General features: G+C 41.0%; 15 protein-coding genes and 3 pseudogenes. 5 read left to right on the top strand and 13 right to left on the bottom strand.

The genetic code is table 11. The features are described from left to right. Positions 1 to 2: 2 nt before the first annotated feature. Positions 3 to 1,061 carry a FecCD family ABC transporter permease gene (locus tag VCASEI_RS10600; protein WP_029388397.1) on the bottom strand — a complete coding sequence of 353 codons (1,059 nt, stop codon included), beginning with the start codon at positions 1,059 to 1,061 and terminating at the stop codon, positions 3 to 5. After that, positions 1,058 to 2,152, bottom strand: a complete 1,095-nt coding sequence (locus VCASEI_RS10605) for an ABC transporter substrate-binding protein (RefSeq protein ID WP_019282987.1) — start codon at positions 2,150 to 2,152, stop codon at positions 1,058 to 1,060. The genes VCASEI_RS10600 and VCASEI_RS10605 overlap by 4 nt, the downstream gene beginning before the upstream one ends. A gap of 87 nt (positions 2,153 to 2,239) precedes the next feature. Here VCASEI_RS10605 and VCASEI_RS10610 point away from each other — a divergent pair, with 87 nt between their 5' ends. Beyond that, positions 2,240 to 3,151 (top strand): LysR family transcriptional regulator, encoded by a 912-nt coding sequence (locus tag VCASEI_RS10610; protein WP_016239113.1) that lies wholly within the window; start codon positions 2,240 to 2,242, stop codon positions 3,149 to 3,151. A 101-nt stretch (positions 3,152 to 3,252) separates the two neighbouring features. On the opposite strand, the gene VCASEI_RS19445 is transcribed toward VCASEI_RS10610, so the two are convergent. Next, on the bottom strand, positions 3,253 to 3,420 hold the full coding sequence (locus VCASEI_RS19445; RefSeq protein WP_019282986.1) for a hypothetical protein: 168 nt from the start codon (positions 3,418 to 3,420) through the stop codon (positions 3,253 to 3,255). Positions 3,421 to 3,551: 131 nt separating this feature from the next. On the opposite strand from VCASEI_RS19445, the gene VCASEI_RS10615 reads away from it, so the two are divergent. Together VCASEI_RS10615 and VCASEI_RS10620 are read left to right on the top strand one after the other, a co-directional pair. Then, positions 3,552 to 4,702 (top strand): IS3 family transposase gene (locus VCASEI_RS10615; protein WP_110957796.1). Its coding sequence is split into 2 segments (ribosomal slippage): positions 3,552 to 3,795 and positions 3,795 to 4,702, totalling 1,152 coding nucleotides; the frame shifts between segments, so codons are not numbered across the junction. 422 nt (positions 4,703 to 5,124) lie between these two features. Next, positions 5,125 to 5,985: a thymidylate synthase gene (locus VCASEI_RS10620; protein ID WP_110957797.1), complete on the top strand. Its 861-nt coding sequence runs from the start codon at positions 5,125 to 5,127 to the stop codon at positions 5,983 to 5,985. 19 nt (positions 5,986 to 6,004) lie between these two features. Here the strand turns inward: VCASEI_RS10620 and VCASEI_RS10625 are convergent, their stop codons facing one another. The 5 genes and pseudogenes from VCASEI_RS10625 to VCASEI_RS19885 all read right to left on the bottom strand — a co-directional run. Next, complete coding sequence (locus VCASEI_RS10625) at positions 6,005 to 6,499, bottom strand: hypothetical protein (protein WP_110957798.1); 495 nt, start codon at positions 6,497 to 6,499, stop codon at positions 6,005 to 6,007. Next, positions 6,499 to 8,559, bottom strand: coding sequence for a hypothetical protein (locus tag VCASEI_RS10630; protein WP_110957799.1), 2,061 nt, complete (start codon positions 8,557 to 8,559; stop codon positions 6,499 to 6,501). The genes VCASEI_RS10625 and VCASEI_RS10630 overlap by 1 nt, the downstream gene beginning before the upstream one ends. A 2-nt stretch (positions 8,560 to 8,561) precedes the next feature. Next, positions 8,562 to 12,800, bottom strand: coding sequence for a tyrosine-type recombinase/integrase (locus VCASEI_RS10635; RefSeq protein ID WP_238321375.1), 4,239 nt, complete (start codon positions 12,798 to 12,800; stop codon positions 8,562 to 8,564). Continuing rightward, a complete protein-coding gene (locus VCASEI_RS10640; protein ID WP_110957800.1) occupies positions 12,797 to 14,050 on the bottom strand; it encodes a tyrosine-type recombinase/integrase in 1,254 nt (417 codons plus the stop codon). The genes VCASEI_RS10635 and VCASEI_RS10640 overlap by 4 nt, the downstream gene beginning before the upstream one ends. Positions 14,051 to 14,186: 136 nt before the next feature. Beyond that, positions 14,187 to 14,270: pseudogene (locus VCASEI_RS19885) on the bottom strand (IS3 family transposase); the annotation flags it as partial. 60 nt (positions 14,271 to 14,330) lie between these two features. Here VCASEI_RS19885 and VCASEI_RS10645 point away from each other — a divergent pair. Beyond that, positions 14,331 to 15,481, top strand: a protein-coding gene (locus VCASEI_RS10645; protein ID WP_110957783.1) for an IS3 family transposase whose coding sequence is annotated in 2 segments (ribosomal slippage) — positions 14,331 to 14,574 and positions 14,574 to 15,481 — 1,152 coding nt in all. Because the reading frame shifts where the segments join, the coding sequence is not laid out codon by codon here. A gap of 26 nt (positions 15,482 to 15,507) precedes the next feature. On the opposite strand, the pseudogene VCASEI_RS10650 reads toward VCASEI_RS10645, so the two are convergent. From VCASEI_RS10650 to rppH, 5 genes and pseudogenes are all read right to left on the bottom strand, one after another. Then, a pseudogene (locus tag VCASEI_RS10650) lies at positions 15,508 to 16,583 on the bottom strand (IS3 family transposase); the annotation flags it as partial. Between the two features lie 105 nt (positions 16,584 to 16,688). Further along, a pseudogene (locus VCASEI_RS10655) lies at positions 16,689 to 17,246 on the bottom strand (thymidylate synthase); the annotation flags it as partial. Positions 17,247 to 17,248: 2 nt separating this feature from the next. Continuing rightward, on the bottom strand, positions 17,249 to 18,088 hold the full coding sequence (lgt, locus tag VCASEI_RS10660; protein WP_086961770.1) for a prolipoprotein diacylglyceryl transferase: 840 nt from the start codon (positions 18,086 to 18,088) through the stop codon (positions 17,249 to 17,251). A gap of 141 nt (positions 18,089 to 18,229) precedes the next feature. Then, positions 18,230 to 20,479 (bottom strand): phosphoenolpyruvate--protein phosphotransferase, encoded by a 2,250-nt coding sequence (gene ptsP / locus VCASEI_RS10665; RefSeq protein ID WP_086961772.1) that lies wholly within the window; start codon positions 20,477 to 20,479, stop codon positions 18,230 to 18,232. A 61-nt stretch (positions 20,480 to 20,540) separates the two neighbouring features. Further along, positions 20,541 to 21,056, bottom strand: a complete 516-nt coding sequence (gene rppH, locus VCASEI_RS10670; protein WP_086961774.1) for an RNA pyrophosphohydrolase — start codon at positions 21,054 to 21,056, stop codon at positions 20,541 to 20,543. Positions 21,057 to 21,662: 606 nt separating this feature from the next. Here rppH and mutH point away from each other — a divergent pair. Beyond that, on the top strand, positions 21,663 to 22,334 hold the full coding sequence (mutH, locus tag VCASEI_RS10675; protein ID WP_086962119.1) for a DNA mismatch repair endonuclease MutH: 672 nt from the start codon (positions 21,663 to 21,665) through the stop codon (positions 22,332 to 22,334). The last annotated feature ends 61 nt before the right edge of the window (positions 22,335 to 22,395 follow it).

The following is a 22,395-nucleotide window of genomic DNA, read 5'->3' on the forward strand; positions in this document are numbered from 1 at the left end:
GATTAAGCCCTTTCACGTCGACGAGTGCATAGTAAGTACACAAAGACGGGGGCGCCAACTAGAGCTGTGAGTACGCCTAAAGGAATCTCTGCAGCAGTTAAACTACGAGCCAACGTATCAGTCAAAATCATGAAAGTGGCACCCAGCATAAGACTCGTGAAATAGAGCCGGCGGTGATCTTCGCCTACTAACATACGAGCAAAGTGTGGGATTACGAGTCCTACCCACCCCACTACGCCCGATGCGGTTACGCAGGCGCCGATAATGATAGAAATCAACGCGAAGACGACCATCCGGGAGCGTGCAACATGGATGCCAAACGACTTAGCTTCGTCGTCACCCATAGCGAGTACAGCAATGCGATAGCGCATTCTATTCAGTAGGTAAATGCTGGCAATGAGTATAGGAGCAGTTTGTGCAAATTTTTCCCAACTCGCCGTTGCAAAGCTTCCCATCAGCCAAAAGACGATGGCAGGTAAACTCGTTTCTGGATCCGCGGCATATTGAACTAACGAAATACCTGCTGCAAATAAAGCATCAATAACAATTCCAGCAAGCACAATAGTCATCAAAGTACGACCCGCCATATTTGAAATCAGCACTACTAAAAACAGAGCAGCAAATGCTGATACAAACGTAGCCCCCATCAGTAGCGGCCCCCCTACTCCAGCCAAAATTGCCAGTGATCCTCCTAATGCTGAACCTGAGGATAAACCTAGCACTTTAGGTGAAACGAGAGGGTTACGAAATAAGGTTTGTAAGGCTACCCCGCAGATGGCAAGCCCAGCCCCACATACTCCTGCCAATAATATGCGCGGCAAGCGTACATTCAAGATCACCAACGCATCCATATGCTGTGAGTTATCACCTCGTAAGGCTGCATATAGGATGGCTACAATCTCATCTAGCGCTACGCTGTATCGACCTACTGATAGCCCGATTAGCACAGTCGCTATAAGCAGTAGGGACAAAAGAGGCCAATGACTAGCACGCCAAGTGCTCAGGGTAACTGGCTCAACCATTTCTGAGGACGAGTGAATCGATCGCGTATATGTGTTCATTGTTTACGAAACTCTTGATAACCGTGACTGTCGCCGTTCATAGCAATACGCAGAATTCGATCTATCTGCTCATCCGATAGGTCAAAGTTATAAAGTAATTTGAAGCCTTCTTTTAATTCGTGACGTAGATCAAAAGAGAAAATATCGGGATGAGTAAGATTGGCCAGCCACATCCATGTGTAGGGGCTTTCATGGGAAGCACTATCCCAGATATATCCACCTTGAGGTGTCTTATAAACGCGTTTTTGTACGGCGGCATTTAAGCGAGAAAGTAATGGGTCGTCGTATATCACTTCTAATCCAGCATCCGTCTCTGCTGCGGAAAGTAAGATAATATCTGGGTTCCATTCAAGAATCTGTTCCACGCTAACAGTGCTTTGTACGCCAGCTCCTTGAGCTACATTTTTAGCGCCAACCAGCTCGATGAAGGTCTGTTGATAACTTTTCTCACCAGTAGCAGTCAACCTGGATTTGGCAGAGCGCAAATGCAAAATGCTTGGTGTTGCATGAGAGCCTACTTGTTTTAAACCAGTAGTAATTTCACTTTGTACACGGTCACGCCAATCAATAAGCTTTGACAGTTTTTCAGTATTACCCGTGATATGAGCCACCATTTTCATATTGGCTCGGGCCTGCTCTTCTGTACCCGCATTGCCACCGCCTACCATTAGAGCAACGGGCAAACCTGCATTGCGAAGTGGAGCTACGATATCATCGCCGCGCTCACCCCACTGGATGACTAAATCCGGTTTAAGTGCTGCGATGGCCTCTACGTTGGGCATCCAACCACCGTTTTCCGACAAAATGTCACTGGAGATATCAACAGTTTCAGGAAACATAACGCTCATCATACCGCTCTCAAAGGCTCGTTTAGAGCCCTCATTCATACCCACTAACAGCTCGGTAGAACCATCTATTGCGATGAAGGTAGCTGCAGCTGGTTTGGGCAGAGTAATGATACGTCCAGGAGGGGCTTCTAACTTAATTTCCTGTCCGGTTACATCAGTAAAGTTAAATTCTTGCGCTGACAAGTTACCTGATAACAAGGTTGTCGCTACTAGCACGGCAAAGCAACGGGGTATTGAGGTCATAACTTTTCCAGTTGAGAATAAGAATGAGATTAATTATCATATTGATTAAAAATATTATAGCAAGTTTTTTTCATCAATTGGAATCGAATGTTTATGACGGTGCGTGAAGTAATTTCGAACAAGCTAGCAGCAGTGTCTGTGCGTGACTTGCTTTTAGTTGAGGCCGTCGCAATGAAACGTAGTTTTCGTTATGCGGCCATAGACATGGGTATTTCGACCTCGGGCTTGTCTTATCAAGTAAAAAAAGTAGAGGAAATTCTCGGACAGCCCATTTTTGAAAGGGGGAGTAAAATAACACCCACTGCCTTTGGAAAGGAAGTTTTAGACTTAATCGCCGTGATTTTAGAAGGCGTGACTCGGCTTGAGGGGTTACGTGATGATGGCTTAGCTCTTCCCTTTGGGCAAACCTTACGTATTGGAGTGATTTCCTCACTGGCACCGGATAACTTGTTACGGATCATCCAGATTTGTGCTCACCGTTCAGGTAAAACTAAAGTCGAGTTGGTTAGTGGCAAGCATCAAGGTCTGTTACGGCGTTTACAGAACCGTGAAATTGATTTGCTAATTAGTGCAGCACAGTCGGTTCCTGAGGGGATGGCATATACAAGCTTATTCAAGGAACACTTTGTCTTACTAGTGCGAGCCGATAAACTTCAGCCTGAACTCCATCCTCTTATGCTCTGTGAGCCTGGATTACTACCACTTAGCGAGGATGATTTTGTTCCATCGCTAATTACTGAAGGCTTAAGTAAATTATTAAGCTCCGGCTTGACTCGTACATATGGCCTTGGTGTTGAGCATCGAATGGCTTTAGTTGCCGCAGGTTATGGTCATGCATTATTGCCGTATGGCTGGGTAAGAGATGTGCATTTACCGGATCATTTAGCAGTGATGGAGCTTCCTCCCGCTTTATCGGCAGAGCGTGAATTAGGTTGCTTTTGGCGTCACTCATACATGATGGGGAGTCAAATTTCTCAGGCTTTTAGTGAAGCATGGTAATGCATGTTTCTGATGCGGGAGTATTTAAGATTTTACTGAAAAAAGGCATTGCGCATCAAGGTGCGCTTACGCATTGATTTTGTGGTCTGCAAACATTCGGATCAGCCTTCGAGCGTCTCAGCAAGATACTGCTCGACTAGCTTGGCCATTGCCGTCAGTTCCCGTGCGACATTGTAGTTTTTGTAGATGTCTCTGCCTGCGAGATCGCCTTGGGCTGTATTGCCACGAACAATATTCATCATGTTTAGCTTATTGCTTTTTAATGACATTACGTCCTGCGAGATCGCCACTGACGTTGTTATTTTTAATCATTGTGGAATTTCTGGATTTATCAATGGTGATCCGCACCAGCAGTTTTGGACACCGAGTTAAGTGAGTACAATCACTAACGAGGTGAACCATGACAAGCAAGAAAAAACGTATTATCCATTCCCCTGAATTTAAAGCAGAAGCCCTGAAGCTAGCAGAGAAAGTGGGAGTAGCTGCGGCAGCGAGACAACTGTCGTTACACGAATCCCAGATCTATGGTTGGCGTAAGTCAGCTAAGAGCGACGCCAGCACCAGTCAGCGGGAAAAAGATCTAGCCGCTGAAGTTGCCAAACTCAAACGACAATTGGCTGAGCAAGCTGAAGAGCTAGATATAGTAAAAAAGGCCGCCACCTACTTCGCGAAAAACCTAAAGTAGATTGCTACGAATTTATGCTCGAACACCTACTGTGCTTCAGAGTTGCCCGCATGGCTAAGGTGTTCGGTGTTTCACAAAGTGGGTTTTATTACTGGATTAAGCATCGCCACAAGGCCATCCAGCGCGAGGTAACTCGCCAAGAGCTTGATACGAAGGTCAAAGAGGCTTTTGATAATAGCAAAGGTCGTGATGGCTCAAGGCGCATCCAGAAAGAGCTGGCTGAGAACGGTGATAGCCGTAATGTTAAAACCATTGCCGCCAGTATGAAGCGGCAGGATTTAACGCCGAAAGCGGCACGTAAGTTTAAGTGTACGACGGACAGCAAACATAAAATGCCAGTTGCTCCGAACCTGCTGGCTCAGGATTTTAAGGCAGAGGCTCCGAATCAAAAGTGGGCGGGAGACATCACCTATGTTGCGACAAGCGAAGGCTGGCTGTATTTGGCGGTAATCATTGACCTTTATTCCAGGCAAGTAGTCGGTTGGTCTATGGATACCAGAATGACGGCAACTCTGGTTTGCGATGCGTTATCAATGGCCTTGTTCCGTCGAGGGTTCCCTGAGCAGGTTATCGTTCATAGTGACCGAGGTAGTCAGTACTGCTCAAAAGATTATCGAGACATCATAACTGCTTATAATCTAAAGCAAAGTATGAGTAGGAAAGGAAACTGCTGGGATAATGCTTGTGTTGAGAGCTTCTTCCATTCATTGAAAGTTGAAGCGATCCAGTATGAGCCGATCATGACGCGAGACGAGATGCGCCAAACGATCTTTGAATACATAGAGGTTGATTATAATCGGACAAGAAGGCACAGTGCTCTTGGGTATCTAAGCCCAGTTAACTTTGAAAATCAAAATGTCGCTTAATGAAGTGTCCAGTCTGGCTGGAGCAGATCAGATCACTCAAGTTGAATGTGGGATCAAGTTAACTCAGTCACATAAATTTGCTGTCAATAGCTCCTGGGTGAATAGTTACATTACAATAGTATGTAAAAATAGTATGGGTACTAATTATGTATCATTTAAATAAAGCGGCTGCCAATTATTTAGTATGATTTCAATAGATCTAAGGTGTATTTCCCTGTCAAATATAATCAATGCATTCAGGAAGAGTACATTTTTTGCACAACTTATCACTTTTTACGATCCATGAATTTTTAGTTATACTATAAATCCTATGTTATATGGTACTGTGCCTAAAATTATCACTTTCTAACCTTTTGTGACGGATAGAGGGATAAGATAAAAAATCACAATATAATGAATAGAAAAGATATTTGGTAGATATAATGAAGAGCAAACACAGCCAGTACGAAGACTTGTGTAAGCGAGTTATTAATGAAGGAATTTGGATTGAGAACGAAAGAACAGGAAAACGCTGTTTAACTGTTATTAATGCAGATTTAGAATATGATGTAGCCGCTAATGAATTTCCTCTAGTAACAACAAGAAAAACTTTTTGGAAAAGCGCTATTGCAGAAATGCTTGGCTACTTACGTGGCTATGACAACGCAGCTGACTTCCGAAAAGTAGGAACCAAGACTTGGGACGCTAACGCCAACCTCAATGAAGCGTGGCTTAATAACCCGCATCGTAAAGGTGAAGATGACATGGGCCGTGTATACGGCGTTCAGGGACGTAAATGGTCGAAACCTGATGGTGGTTTTGTCGATCAATATAAGAAGATCATCGATCATCTAAACAAAGGCATTGATGACCGGGGTGAAATCCTTAACTTTTACAACCCTGGTGAGTTCCACATGGGCTGTTTGCGCCCCTGCATGTACAGCCACCACTTTTCACTGCTTGGTGATACCCTCTATTTAAACAGCACTCAACGCAGTTGTGACGTACCTCTTGGCTTAGTCTTCAATCAAATTCAAGTGGCTTGGCTGCTTCAGATCACAGCTCAGATCACAGGGGTAAAGGCAGGCAAAGCGTTCCATAAGATCGTCAATACTCATATCTATGAAGACCAAATAGAGCTAATGAAAAAGCAGATTAAGAGAGAGCCTTACGCGGCACCGAAGCTCCTTATTAATCCTAATATCAAGTCACTAAATGACTTGGAAACGTGGGTAACAGTCGATGATTTCGAAGTGGTTGACTACCAACATCACGAACCAATCAAATACCCATTTTCGGTTTAGTTTTAACAATAATAGGGCGCTAAGCCCCATTATTGACTGACTCCGCATTTAATAAGCACTCCAATAACTCAATCCTCTCCTCAAGCTCTTTTTTGGCTTTACGTTCTTTTTCGAGCATTGTTTTATGCCATTCAAGACTTTCATAATCACGGTTAGAACGAATTGTTAATTTATCTAGATCTCTTCCTAATTCTGAGTATTTAGTAAACCAATGCAAGATCTCTAACTTGGACTGATCAAGTAACTCCTGCAAGTTATTTTCTTGTTGTTTCTTAGTTACGTTGCTACGCCTAATATCTTCTGCTCGCTGCTTCTTTATCAGATCAAGCTCACCACTTACCCATCCCCTCGCGCCTTGAGGACCAAAATTATTACGATGAAGTCCAGTTAATTCAACTATTTGCTTAGTAGTAAGCTTTAGCTTTTTATCTTGCCTTATGGAATCCAATGCAGACCAGATTTTATCGGTATTTGCATCGTAAAGTTCTTGATTTTTTTTATCATATTCAGCCATCAGATCAAGTCCTCACCTAAATATTCTAAAACCCTTTTCGACTCTTCTATAGCTTCGCCAATTTGATCTTGCCTATCCTCGTATCCATCTAGACCGATCAGTTTTAGATTTGAAAGGTATATTTCTCGCCATTTTGGTGCATTCGCTTTGGTTACTACCGCATTATGACAACGAACAGGGTTACACCTCAAACCACCGATACATGGTAAGGTCTCATCAAAATTTTCGACTCCACCAAAACAGTACCCACTCCCTACATTGATAATAGCTAACCCTTGCTTAACCATCGCCTCATATATTTCATCTTCTGAATATCCTGCTTCCATACAGCCATTAAAAAACTTTTTAATTGTTAATATATGCTCATCGGCTTTTCCCCCCATATATTTTCCAGTCGGGTCAAAATTTGCTTTAATCGCCTCTAGTTCAGCTGCATGTCTCATATCTAGCGACTTGCTCTGATCATTTGTTAATTGATTCGCGATACCACCATAACCGAGCGTTGTTTGACTGACTTTCCCCTTGCGTGAAAGAGCATCTGTTGCTGATACTATGTGTTTTAATTGGTACGAAATTATAGGCAAGCCAACATCTGCTCTATACATTTGATGCGCTAAACTGTGTCTGAATACATAACCATTGAGTTTGCTATTAATATCTTTTAGAGATAGTCCTGTTATTGCCGAGAAGGCCTGTTCAGTAATCCAAGATAGGCTTGTTGTAGGTGTGTTTATTTCCCCAGCACTTAATGTATAAGTACTTGAAAATACATATTTTTTTTGGAATATTTTACCACCTATCAACTCTATCACTTTAAATGCGTCGATAATAATTGGTATCGCCACCCAGCGATCATTAAACAAATTCCATCGATTATCTCTCCCCTTATGCTCCTCCGATACGATGGTTTTGTCTTCCAAATCCAAACAGCCATCAAGCTTTAGGTCCGAATACACATTTGGTCTTGCCCCCATGAGTGTCCCGATAACCCACTGTGCCGATAAATACGCCTTATTAAAGGAGACACGAAAAATGTTGGAACTTTCATATTTATTCCGAAAACGTGTATTTACCATTGAAATAGTAACTGGCACATTAGAAACTAATTTTGCTACTTCATTTTCGGGAAAAGCAGTGTTGATATAAGTGATTGAATAGCCTTGCTGAGATAAACGATAAGCACCATAGTCGTGAAATTCTTTTTTTGAATATGGGAACTTTTCATACATTGTAGCTAGTACATCATAATGCTGTTCCATAACAGGATCATTCACTTTCTCATCAACTGACTTTAAAAAGCTCACTACATTAAATGAAGCTTTCCTAAGAGTTAAATCGAATATATTTGTTTCAAGGTAGGGAAGTTTTTCACTTTTACTATCATACTTTTTCTTGTTACCTTTCTCATACGCTTTTCTTATCACGTCAAAATCGGCGTCACACTCTATGCCAACAACTTGTTTTGCTTTTTGCGTATTTAAGTAATCAAAAAATGCTTGATAAGCAGATAACTTCCCTTTCTTCTTGCGTGTAATGGCTAACGTGGTCTTTGCTGCTGCTTCTTCAAAATCTAGCAACGAGATTTTGGAAAGTTTATTACATTCAAATTGTACATAATCTTCGCCGAGTCTCTTCTGCAGTTCGGAGAAAACAAAATCTAAAAAGCTAAGCCCACGTTGAAATGTTGAAATCAAAGTATTCGGCTTTATTTCATTTTTTCTATGCCCGAAGTCTTTTGGTGATGCATTAACAGCTAAAAATAAACACTTTATCTCAGTGATGACTCCAAGTGGGATATGCATATGGCGACTAAAATTAAGCTGAACGGCTGATAAAGTAACTGAGGCAGCTCGATTTTCAGTATCCTCATCGTAGTCCCAAACCATATCTCTGAATACGCTATTATTTGATACTCTTAACATAGCAAGTTGGGCTATATACGGATTAACTTCATCATCATCCTCGTCTTTATTAATTTTATTTAAAACGGATAAATTAGAAAAAATCTCTTTCCAATACTGATTTATTTTCTGTAAATGTTCTAACTGCCGTTGGTCCATTGTTAACCTCCCCATGAATCAAGTATTGTGGTTTCAATAAATAATGAGTCTTCTTTGGCTTGTATCAAAATATCTTCTTCAAATTCCGACGTTTCTGGGTTCAATATGTCATCAAGCAGTGAGATATTTTCTTGTACCACGAAAAAATAGGGCGTATTAACAACAGCACCACTTTCTAACGATGCCAGATAGTCTCTTTGCATCGAAAATAGCTCTGGAAGGTGTTTTTCTGTTAGCATTACATATTCACAAGATAAGCACTTATTGTACTGACTACATGGCTTTCCCTTGACGTAAAGGGATGACTTCTTGATGAAGTCGGGGGGAGAAAATATATTTTTGCAGCCACCAAGGGGAGTTTTCATGATGATCTCACAATCATCAAATCTACGCTGTTGTTTCTGATTAGAACTGTGCTTAATTGCATGAACAGAGTTAGTATAAATACTCTCTATTGCTTTTCTTGCTTTCTCTTGCGCAACTCTATCAAAGTCTAATGTATCTAGGTAGTTTATCGTCGTTAAAATAGAAGCATGCCCTAGCAGGTATTGGATCTCTCTTATTGAAACTTCTGCATCGATTAACTCACTCACAAGCGTTGGTCTGAATCTGGTTGTGGTGAGAACCAAAGGTTCACCTTTATCATCTTTTAGTTGATATTTTCCTACCAATTCAGAGTAAAATAAAGACATAGTCACCTCGCTTATAGTGGAGGTGTTTTTGTAATAAGTTATAAAAAGTCTATTTGACAATTCATCTGGTGCATATTTTCTTGCCTCTGAGGTCAACTGAATAACTTCATTAAACACACTTTCTACAAAGCTCTTCTGGCTTATTGTTAGCCATTGCAGGTCAGCATGAAATAAGTCTAGATGTAACAACTTCTCCCCTGTAGAACGCTCTTTCCAGTAAGTTAAGCAGGGCTTATTAGTAAGTGGATGGTGCTCTTGGAAATCATCCAATTCTAGATCAAGAATAGAGTTAAGATTCATCCCCAGAACTTGCGCCATTTTTAATATGTACACACCGAGCTCACGACTTATCACTTTTCGAGTAATCAGTCCCCATTCATCGTACAATTCATTTACAGAAAGCCTTCTACTGCTAGTAAAAGCAGCAAACCGATTCTGTCCTTTAGTGCGATCTTTTGAATACCAGTGTACAGGGTCACATTTACAGTCATCTTCAAAAATAATCCTTGCTTGGATCTTTGGGTCATCGAGATTAGCCCTACTTCTATCTAATCTCTGGTATGGCGCTAGCTTTTTTTTAGCTAGCACCATTTCCTTTTCTAGCATTTCGTGTATTTGATTTCTTTCATTTGGCGAGTAAGGCTTGTATGCGACCCAGTTCCTAACTATTTCAAACCCATTTGCAGGATAATAACTAAAGTTTAAATTTCGAATTGTTTTAAGTTTATCCAAGGTTATTCGTAACATTGATAACAGTGTGTTCGCCGTGCTTGTTGATAATGCCCCTATTTTAATTTTTTCGCCTATATACTCTTTAAAACTTCTCAAAGACCATAAATCAAAGCAATCTTTGTACGTGCTTTCTGGTGAAATACCTTTGCTTTCTAAGAAATCACAATATTGATTACACCCCAAATGGTAAGATCCTATGGATGAATTTGATGTTACCTTTAAAGATGAAACTGCAAATGCAAGTTTCACATCTTCGTAATGCCCCTTTTTGGAGCTAAAGTCCTCTATGGAAACCAGTTTTTTATCTCGTAACATCTTAAATAGCGATATATTACTTCCCCCTTTTTCTAACGCTTTTTCTTTACGTATTTCTGTACGCTCTTTGAGCGTTTTATAATCAATACCTTTAAGCTCAAGTAGCTCACTTGAAAAACGTTGATATTCTGACTGGAACAATGGAAATTTCGCTAAGTTGCGTTCGATAGGAATTAATTCACTGAACGCTTTTAACCGAAGTGCCTTACCTTGCATTGGCAATACCAGTTTTTCTTTATCCGTTAAACTGTTTTTCCACTTAAGAAAAACTCTACGGTAATTAAGGTCTGCACAAACAGAATGGCTACTGCTTTTAATTTCATGATAAGGAAAAGTGACCTCGTGCTTCAATAGCAATTGGTTGAGCACCTTTCTAAGCTCAAGCAAAGCTGGAGATTGTAACCTTGCGACTCTGCAGAAAAGCTTCTTTGACAGGTATGTTGTAGAGACGAACCCAATTTTTTCCCAGTAACTATCTGGTTCTTCTGCTACCAGCTTCAACCTTGTTTTCCCTTTAACTGATAGTTCTATATCCCATAACAACTCAGGGTTGGATTTGCACTCAGAGATGAACTCATGCATTAATTTTGCAATCACTTCATCATCATCATTGTATAGAACGCCTAAGACTTTAAGCTCTGCATCTATTTTTTTGATATCCTCTTTCAAATGTACTCGTAAAGCCTCATAGTTTATCGGGGCTTTATTAAATAGATCATGCAAGTCGATTGTATTCTTTGAGGTTGAAACAGCCTTTTTTTCCTCTCCCGTTAACGACTGCCACCAATTGAGCAGACTCTCTCTACATGCTTCAATATCAGGCAAGACACCTAATACTTTAAGCTCTTTATCTATCTTATCGATGTCTTCTTTCAAGTATCGGCGTACGTGCTGATAACTTACTGGAAACTCGGCAGATAGAAAACGTAAATCGATGGTGCGATTCTTTGTGGTCGGAACTGATTTCTTTTGCTCATCCGTTAACGACTGCCACCAGTTGAGTAGACGCTCCCTGTAAGCTTCAACATCGAATATAACATTGAACAATTTAAGCTCTGTTTCGATCTTATTAATGTCTTCTTTTAAGTATCGGCGTATTAGCCCATAACCTACCGGAGCATCAGCAAATAAAGCTCGCAAGTCGATGGTGTTACTTTTTGTGGTCGGAACTGATTTCTTTTGCTCATCCGTTAACGACTGCCACCAATCGAGTAGACGATCTCTGTATGCTTCAGCATCGAATATAACATTTAACGATTTAAGCTCTGCTTCGATCTTATTAATGTCTTCTTTTAAGTATCGGCGTATTAGCCCATATCCTACCAGAGCATCAGCAAATAAAGCTCGCAAGTCGATGGTGTTACTTTTTGTGGTAGGGACTGATTTCTTTTGCTCATCCGTTAACGACTGCCACCAATCGAGTAAACGCTCTCTGTAAGCTTCAACATCAGATATAACATTTAACGATTTAAGCTCTGCTTCGATCTTATTAATGTCTTCTTTTAAGTATCGGCGTATTAGGCCATATCCTACTGGAGCATCAGCAAATAAAGATCGCATGTCGATGGTGTTACTTTTTGTGGTCGAGACTGATTTCTTTTGCTCATCAGTCAACCCTTGCCACCAATCGAGCAGACGCTCTCTGTACGCTTCAACTTCAGGTATAACATTGAACGATTTAAGCTCTGCTTCGATCTTATTAATGTCTTTTTTTAAGTATCGACATATTAGCCTATAACCTATCGGAGCTTCGGCAAATAGATCTCTTAAGTCGATGGTGCAGAAATTTGTAGTCGGAACTGATTGCTTTTGCTCATCAGTCAACCCTTGCCACCAATCGAGCAGACGCTCTCTGTATGCTTCAACATCGAATATAACATTGAACGATTTAAGCTCTGCTTCGATCTTATTAATGTCTTCTTTTAAGTATTGGCGTATTTGCCCATAACCTATCGGAGCTTCGGCAAATAGATCTCTCAGATCAATGGTGTTGCCATTTAAGGTCGATACGGATTTTTTTTGCTCCCCCGTCAACCCTTGCCACCAATTAAGTAAACGATCTCTGTATGTTTCCACATCAAATAAAACATCTAGTGACTTAAGCTCAGTATCTATCTGCTTAATCTCTTTTTTCAAGTACCGGCGTATCACCCCATAACTTACCGGAGACTCGGCAAATAGATCTCGCAAGTCGATTGTTTTACCATTTCTGAGCGGAGCCGATTTTTTTTGCTTATCCGTCAACCCTTGCCACCAATTAAGTAAACGGTCTCTGTATGCATCAACATCGGGCAAAACACCTAACGACCTAAGCTCTGCGTTTATCTTATCGATTTCATATTTCAAGTCTTTACGAATTTTTTGGTAGCTTATCGGTGCATCAGCGAATAGATCTCGCAAGTCGATGGAGTTTCTCGTTGTTGTCGGAACTGATTTTTTTTGCTCATCCGTCAACCCCTGCCACCAATTGAGAAGACGATCTCTATTTTCCTCAAGCTTCACTTAATGCTTCCTTTCTTCGATCTGGTTCTATCTTTTAGCTTTTTCATCAACTGATATCTTTTGAGTGCTGCTCCACTGCTATCTACAAATTTGGCCCAGATTCCGACAGGTATTTTTGTATAGCCTTCGGTTGTAGTTAAATAATTGTGCCCTAAGCATTGCTGTAACAGTAATAGTCTGTCCAGTTGTGACCTACCTAGATCCTCTGAATTTAGAAGCATTGCACCAAAACCATGTCGAATTTTGTGTGGAGAGAGTGGTAGAGGTATCAATCCAAGCTTCAACGCTCTATTAGATAATTTTGTGACTAACTTACTAACAGCGTTTGGTGTGTATGGATCACCATTTTGATTCAAGAAGGCTGGAGTACTGGTTTGACCCCACTTTCTTTTATGTTTTTTATATTCAAGGCTTGAGTGATATCTTTGAACTCTATTAATTGTTTCTTTTGAAACAACCGTATTTCTAAATTTGATTTCTCTTCCTCTACCTTTATTACCTTTGATTTCCATAGCAACATACTCTGAAGGTAACTGAATTGTATTCTTATCCACAATTATGCTCTTCCGACACTCTCTAGATAACCTTAAGATATTTTCTTGACATATACTTTCCACCTCTCCACGGCGTACACCTGAATCGTACATAAATTGGATAAGGCACTTTTCTCTCTCATGGTGGGCTACACGGATCAAAGCTTCTATTTCTAAGAAAAGTGCGGGTTTAATTAACGACTCTTTAGCGGCTATGACTAGACTGCCATTCTCATAAGGGTTTTCCTCTCTAAGAGACTTGTAACCGGCGGGTGAGTTACATAGAAATTCAGAGAAAAACCTGCAGTAAGTAGCATCTCTATTGGATATGGTTTTTCCACCTATAGACCTTTTCTTTATGCCGTTCTTATCTTTATTACTTCTGCAATATTGAAAGTACTTTTGAATCTCTGTTGCATGTACGGTCAATAGACAATCGTCTCGCTTAGAGCCGATGTAATTATCATCATACGTAGTAAGATATTTAACCAAATAGAGCAGGTTGTTTGCGTAGGTCTTTACGGAATAGTCACTATGATTAATTCTATAGTGAGTTAGAAAATCAGATACGAGCGGTAACAATTCCATTCGCTCATTAAAAACAACGACACCTTCAGACAATAAAAAGTCATTTGGATACGAATCATAATTTTCATGAGCTACAGAGTTTGAGACATCAAGCCTCTTACCAACAGAGATGACAACAGAGTTATCCATACACCCTCGAAGTGTGCACTAAGCCATCTTAACTATAGATAGGATTGCATACTATGCAAATTAACTACGGCACATTAAAGTTCAGTACAAACAAAAACGAGGATATTGATCTGCTCCAGCCAGACTGGACACTTCATTAAGCGACATTTTGATTTTCAAAGTTAACTGGGCTTAGATACCCAAGAGCACTGTGCCTTCTTGTCCGATTATAATCAACCTGATCCGCTCCAGCTGTTTTGGACACTGAGTTAAGTGAGTACAATCACTAACGAGGTGAACAATGACAACTAAGAAAACTAGAATTAAACATTCCCCTGAATTTAAAGCAGAAGCCCTAAAACTAGCAGAGAGAGTGGGAGTAGCTGCGGCTGCAAGGCAGCTTTCTTTACATGAATCTCAAATCTACGGGTGGCGGAAGAACTCGAAGAAAGACACCAATACTAGTCAGCGAGAACAAGAGCTAGCCGCAGAGGTTGCCAAGCTCAAAAGGCAGTTGGCTGAGCAAGCAGAAGAGCTAGAAATTGTAAAAAAGGCCGCCACCTACTTCGCGAAAAATCTAAAGTAAATTGCTACGAATTTATGCTCGAACACCTGATGTACTTCAATATTGTACGTATGGCTAAGGTATTCGGGGTATCCCGAAGTGGGTTTTATTACTGGGTTAAACATCGCCATAAGGCTAGCCAACGCGAGGCAGTTCGCCAAGAGCTTGATACAAAGGTCAAAGAAGCTTTTGATAACAGCAAAGGCCGAGATGGCTCAAGGCGAATCCAAAAAGAACTGTCTGAGAGCGGTGATAACCACAATGTGAAAACCATTGCGGCCAGTATGAAGCGTCAAGATTTAACGCCGAAAGCGGCACGTAAATTTAAGTGCACGACAGACAGCAAGCATCAAATGCCAGTTGCTCCAAACTTGCTGGCTCAGAACTTTAACGCAGCGGCTCCGAATGAAAAATGGGCGGGAGACATCACCTATGTTGCGACAAGCGAAGGCTGGTTGTACTTGGCAGTAATTATTGACCTTTACTCAAGACAAGTAATCGGATGGTCTATGGATACCAGAATGACGGCTACGCTGGTCTGTGATGCTCTATCAATGGCTTTGTTCCGTCGCGAATTTCCTGAGCAGGTTATCGTTCATAGTGATCGAGGTAGTCAGTACTGCTCAAAAGATTATCGAGACCTCATAACTGTTTATAATCTAAAGCAAAGTATGAGTAGGAAAGGAAACTGCTGGGACAATGCTTGTGTTGAGAGCTTCTTCCATTCGATGAAAGTTGAAGCGATCCAATATGAGCCGATTATGACGAGAGACCAGATGCGTCAAACGATCTTCGAGTACATAGAGGTTGATTATAATCGGACAAGAAGGCACAGTGCTCTTGGGTATCTAAGCCCTGTTAACTTTGAACAGCAAAATGTCGCTTAATGAAGTGTCCAGTCTGGCTGGAGCAGATCAACCTCTATGTATTCAAAGATCGTTTGGCGCATCTCGTCTCGCGTCATGATCGGCTCATACTGGATCGCTTCAACTTTCAATGAATGGAAGAAGCTCTCAACACAAGCATTATCCCAGCAGTTTCCTTTCCTACTCATACTTTGCTTTAGATTATAAGCAGTTATGATGTCTCGATAATCTTTTGAGCAGTACTGACTACCTCGGTCACTATGAACGATAACCTGCTCAGGGAACCCTCGACGGAACAAGGCCATTGATAACGCATCGCAAACCAGAGTTGCCGTCATTCTGGTATCCATAGACCAACCGACTACTTGCCTGGAATAAAGGTCAATGATTACCGCCAAATACAGCCAGCCTTCGCTTGTCGCAACATAGGTGATGTCTCCCGCCCACTTTTGATTCGGAGCCTCTGCCTTAAAATCCTGAGCCAGCAGGTTCGGAGCAACTGGCATTTTATGTTTGCTGTCCGTCGTACACTTAAACTTACGTGCCGCTTTCGGCGTTAAATCCTGCCGCTTCATACTGGCGGCAATGGTTTTAACATTACGGCTATCACCGTTCTCAGCCAGCTCTTTCTGGATGCGCCTTGAGCCATCACGACCTTTGCTATTATCAAAAGCCTCTTTGACCTTCGTATCAAGCTCTTGGCGAGTTACCTCGCGCTGGATGGCCTTGTGGCGATGCTTAATCCAGTAATAAAACCCACTTCGTGAAACACCGAACACCTTAGCCATGCGGGCAACTCTGAAGCACAGCAGGTGTTCGAGCATAAATTCGTAGCAATCTACTTTAGGTTTTTCGCGAAGTAGGTGGCGGCCTTTTTTACTATATCTAGCTCTTCAGCTTGCTCAGCCAATTGTCGTTTGAGTTTGGCAACTTCAGCGGCTAGATCTTTTTCCCGCTGACTGGTGCTGGTGTCGCTCTTAGCTGACTTACGCCAACCATAGATCTGGGATTCGTGTAACGACAGTTGTCTCGCTGCCGCAGCTACTCCCACTTTCTCTGCTAGCTTCAGGGCTTCTGCTTTAAATTCAGGGGAATGGATAATACGTTTTTTCTTGCTTGTCATGGTTCACCTCGTTAGTGATTGTACTCACTTAACTCGGTGTCCAAAACTGCTGGTGCGGATCATATATCTAATTACTAACTGTTCATTTAATAGATAGGGTTATAAAAGAGGGACGTCACAAGAGCGCTGCGTACTGTTTAAATATAAGGTATCACCTAGTAATGAAAAGTGATGGCTGTACATACACGGGCGTAAACATCCCATATGGAACTCACCTGGGTTATAGAAGTTTAGAATCTCACCGCGGTCATCAACACCACGGGTTAAGTCATCGACAATTTTACGTAATTGGTCGATGTGCCCACCATCTGGTTTGGCCCAACTTCTGCCTTGAACCCCATAAACACGACCCATATCATCTTCACCTTGACGGTAAGGATTATCGAGCCAAGCATCATTTAAGTTCGCATTAGCATCCCAAGTTTTGGTACCAAGCTTACGAAAATCTTCCGCGTTATCATAGCCACGGATGTACCCTAAAAGCTCAGCGACTGCCGATTTCCAAAAACTTTTGCGTGTGGTCACTAAAGGAAATTCATTATTACCAACATCATAAGTTAAATCCGCATTAATGATCGTTAAACAGCGCTTACCAGTACGCTCATTCTCAATCCAATGGCCTTCATCAATAATACGTTGGCATAAATCTAAATACTGTTTCAAACTTACTTCCCTTTCATTGCTTTGGTTGGTTTGCTTGTTGCCTGTGTCGTGGGCTTTTGCGTTTTATAAGACCAAATCATAATTAATGCACCAATCAAAATCATTGGTGTTGATAAAATTTGCCCCATTGAAATAAAGTTTTCAAACAAGCCCAATTGCGCATCAGGTTGACGAACAAACTCTACACAAAAACGGAAAGTACCATAACCAATCAAGAATAATCCAGAGACTGCACCAGCAGGTCTTGGCTTACGAATGAACCAATTAAGAATAAAGAATAACACCACGCCTTCTAAGAAAAACTCATACAACTGAGAAGGATGTCTTGGATAAGGCCCACCCGTCGGGAAAATTACCGCCCAAGGCACATCGGTGACACGCCCCCATAATTCACCATTAATAAAATTACCGATACGACCTGCACCTAATCCAAATGGTACTAAAGGAGCAATAAAGTCAGCAACACCAAAGAAAGTACGTTTATTTTTACGTGCATACCACCACATCGCGGTAATAACACCTAATAATCCTCCGTGGAAGGACATACCACCGGTCCATACTTTGAAAATATATAGAGGATCGGCCATCCAATAATCGAAGCCATAGAAAAGTACGTAACCAATGCGTCCACCTAAAACTACGCCCAAAAATCCAGCGAATAATAAATCTGAAACTTGTTCACGAGTCCAGCCGCTACCAGCTTTATCCGCTCGGCGGTTTGCTATATACATCGCAAAAGCAAAGCCAAGTAAATACATTAATCCGTACCAACGCACGCCTATCGGTCCAATTGAAAAAATGATCGGATCAATCTGCGGGAAAATAAAATATCCCTGACTCATAAAAGTCTCTCTGTAAAAAATGGAAATAATGATGGTGAATAATGTCTGACAAGCAAAGAGACAAATAGTGCAATGCTAATCCAAACAGGCTCACTGAATGACGCATATCATAAAGTAAACACTAAATGGATGCAGTCTTTTCTACTTTTTGCCTGCACGAATAAAGCCGGCTAATTCTCTTTCTTCTAAATAAGTCAACATCATGCTATGAATTTCGCTACCGTAAGGTTGCTTAATCGCTTTTTCAACTAAATCTTCTAATTGCTTGGAGTCTGATTTTCTCAAAATATATTTAATTCTGGCCACATTCGAAGTGTTCATACTCAACGAACGGTATCCGAGCCCAATAAGTAATAATGCTCCAATAGGATCACCTGCTAACTCTCCACAAATACAGACTGGTAAATCATATTGTTTACAAGTTTCAAAAATATGTTTGAGAGCCATAACAACGGAAGGATGGACATGTTCATAAACGTCCGATACCCGCGAATTATTACGATCAACCGCCAACAGGTATTGGGTTAAATCATTCGTCCCAACAGAAACAAAGTCAACTTTATCCGCTATTAATGGTAATAAATACAGCATCGATGGTACTTCAAGCATAATGCCTATCTGAGGACGCTGGATGTTTTCATCTGCTTCAGATACTTCCAAATAGGCTCGCTCAATCAGTAATAAGGACTCATCAATTTCCTGACAACCAGAAATCATCGGCAACATAATGTTCAAATTGCCCAAACCTGTACTGGCTTTTAGCATGGATCGTAATTGAATAAGAAATATATCGGGATGATCGAGAGTAAAGCGAATACCACGCCACCCTAAAAATGGGTTGTCTTCTTCAATAGGAAAATAAGGCAAAGCTTTATCTCCACCAATATCCAAAGTGCGCATCACTACTCTTTTATCTGGATAGGAAGATAAAATCGTTCGATATTGCTGAGTTTGTTCTTCTTCCGATGGAAAACGATGCTGCAGCAAAAAAGAAATTTCCGTTCGATATAGCCCTACACCATCAACTCCTTGATTAATCGAAATATTAGTATCAGCGCTTAACCCAGCATTAAGCATTAGTTCAACACGTTGACCATCTTGTGTAAATGCTGGTTGAGATAATTCTTGAGCAATCAGTTCTGACAGCTCTTCTTCTTCATTAGCCAGAGATCGATATTCATTAAGTAGTTGAGCCGCAGGTTCAATAAATATATCGCCACTATAACCATCAACAATGCCCAATTTTCCCATCACGGACTCAGGCTTGATCTTCGCCCCCATAATGGCAGGAACGCCAAGCGCTCTAGATAAAATAGCCGCATGAGAATTGGCAGCGCCTTCCAAGGAAATCACCGCAAGGAGTTTTTCTTTCGGAATAGCTGCCAACATCGAAGCGGTTAATTCTCGAACAACAAGAATAACCGGATGTTTGAAAGAGGTCTCTCTCACTTCACTGTTATGCAGAAAATACAATAAACGCTGCCCAAGCTCTTTAATGTCATTCGAGCGTTCCCGCAAATAGGCATCGGTCATTTTTGCAAACCGGTCTGAATATATTTCAATAACTTGCCGTACAGCCCAATCGGCGCGATCCCCTTTTTCTATTTGAGCATTAAGATCTGCTCTTAACATAGGATCATGCAGTAAGTGTATGAAGAGTTCAAAAATCGCAAGCGTATCTTTATTCAATTCAGTGTCAAAACGCTTTCTCATGCGTCTAAAATCAGCAATCGCACTTTCAATAGCTAAAGCTAACCACTCTTGATCTTGAGTCACATTTAAGCAAGATGCGGGAGATATTTGAGACAAATCAGGGTGGGTATCATCCCACCACATCGTACCAATAGCGATACCACTTGAAGCAGGAATTCCTTTAAGGGAACGAACTTTAGTTTTATTTAAAAGCCACTGCCCCTGTGCTTGAGTATGGGCAATAATCACCGCTAATTGAGCCGCAAGTGTGACGAGAAATGATTCTTCAACTTCGCTAAATAAACGAGAAGATCGTTGCTGGATAACTAAAACGCCCAGGACTTGGCGGCGGTGAATAATCGGAGTTCCAAGAAAAGATTGATAAATATTTTCGCCTAACTCTGAAAAATATTTAAAATTAGGGTGTTCTTGAGCATTCGCCAAATTGATAGGTTCAGCGCTGCGTCTCACTAAACCAACCAAACCTTCTTCAAAAGGAATATGAATCGTTTGACCTGAAAATTTTAAGCCTTGGGTTGCCATCAATTCAAGCCGATTCTTTTCATTATTAGCCAAATAAACGGTACAACATTCCGTTTTCATCGCCTTACAAGTGTCCTTGACCAAGATATCCAAAGCTTGACGAACATCATCTACCTTAGAGACCTGTTCAACAATATCCCTCAGTTGAATCAGCATTCTTCATTACACCCTATTTTTGCTTTAAGACCATAACGAGATTATCAACTTAAAGCGTTAATCATCGACGCAGTTTACGCTTACCTTTTACCTTTAGTTCACGAAAAGGCATAGCAAAAGCCGCAAACTCTTTCATCGCTCGTCGATAAACATCACGTTTAAAAGAAACAACTTGCCGAACTGGATACCAAAAACTTACCCATCGCCATCCATCAAATTCAGGGGTTCGACCTAGAGTCATGTTGATGTTCGATTCATCACATTCTAATCTCAGTAGAAACCACTTCTGTTTCTGTCCAATACAAACCGGTTTTGAATCCCAACGAACAAGGCGTTTTGGTAATTTATACTTCAACCAATGCCGACTCACTCCGATGATCTTCACGTCTTTTTTGGTCAGACCAACCTCTTCATACAACTCTCGGTACATGGCTTCTTCAGGGGTTTCCCCTTCATCCATTCCACCTTGTGGAAACTGCCAAGAGTGCTGTCCGTATCGTTTCGCCCAGAAGACCTGACCATGGTTGTTACATATTACAATTCCCACATTTAAGCGGTAACCATCGCCATCAATCACGGCTAACCTCTAATATAAATCTCTGTTGAGGCTGATTTTTTCACATATCCACAAAAGGGGCAAATTTCAAGTGCACAAACTGGCGTTTTTTATTAGCTAACACGCAGTTCTTGAATAAAAATTTATATCAACCCCAGTTATCAACACAAATAATAGTGCGAGGTGGATTTTATTCACTATTTCTGTGAATAAATGTGTGAAGAAAATGAGAAAAGAAAAAAACACCATAGCAACCACTGAATAAAAAGCAGTCTCGCCACGTTACATATGATAACTATTTCATTAAAAAACAATAATATAATAAAAAATCAAAGTATCCCACCGCAATAAAGATCCAAAAAGATCCTTGTTCAATGTTGATCGGTCAAAGATCCACCACGCTAAACATTATCCACACAAGAAACCTATAAATGGGTTAATAATAGCTCAATCATGTTCTAAACTTACTTCAAATGTGAATAAATTGATCCAGAATAAGGCTTTTATTTTTACCATACCACCTTCCTGTGGATAACTATAATTTGATACTAGTAAGATCCACATAAAGAAATGTTGTACCATGATCCTGTTTTTAAACTTACAAATTATCGATTAGCAAAAGAAACTATGCCATTACCTCCTCGATCTGAACAAGAACTTCTTATTCGTGCACAACATATTGTTGGTAGACCTTTTGGTTTGTTAGCCCAACAAGCCAACATGGCCATTCCTGATAACTTAAAAAGAGAAAAAGGATGGGTTGGTCAATTATTGGAATGGCATTTAGGCGCGGAGTCTGGCAGTAAACCTCAGCCTGATTTTGAACACCTAGGGATCGAACTAAAAACAATCCCAATCGGCTACAGTGGTAAACCATTAGAAACAACTTTTGTCAGCGTCGCGCCTCTTACTGGTGTCCATGGTTTAACATGGGAAGATAGTCATGTAAGGCATAAGTTATCCAGAGTACTGTGGATTCCTATCGAAGGAGAAAGAGAGATCCCGCTTGCAGATCGTCGTGTCGGACTACCTTTAATCTGGAGCCCGACCTCAGAAGAAGAGCAGCAACTCAAGCAAGATTGGGAAGAGCTAATGGAGTTTATTGTATTAGGCAAAGTTGAACAAATCACAGCAAAGCATGGGCATGTTATGCAATTAAGACCGAAAGCTGCAAACAGCCAAGTCGTCACGGAAGCTTACAGCGAATTAGGCCAACCAATAAAGGCCATGCCAAGAGGCTTTTATTTACGCACTCAGTTTACCGAACAAATATTAAAGCATCATTTAGGGCTTACGTAGCTCTCACCATATATTTAATGAATATGGCTTCAGTGGTAATTGGTTCTTTAGTAAAAAGATC

This window comes from Vibrio casei, assembly GCF_002218025.2.
GTDB lineage: Bacteria > Pseudomonadota > Gammaproteobacteria > Enterobacterales > Vibrionaceae > Vibrio > Vibrio casei.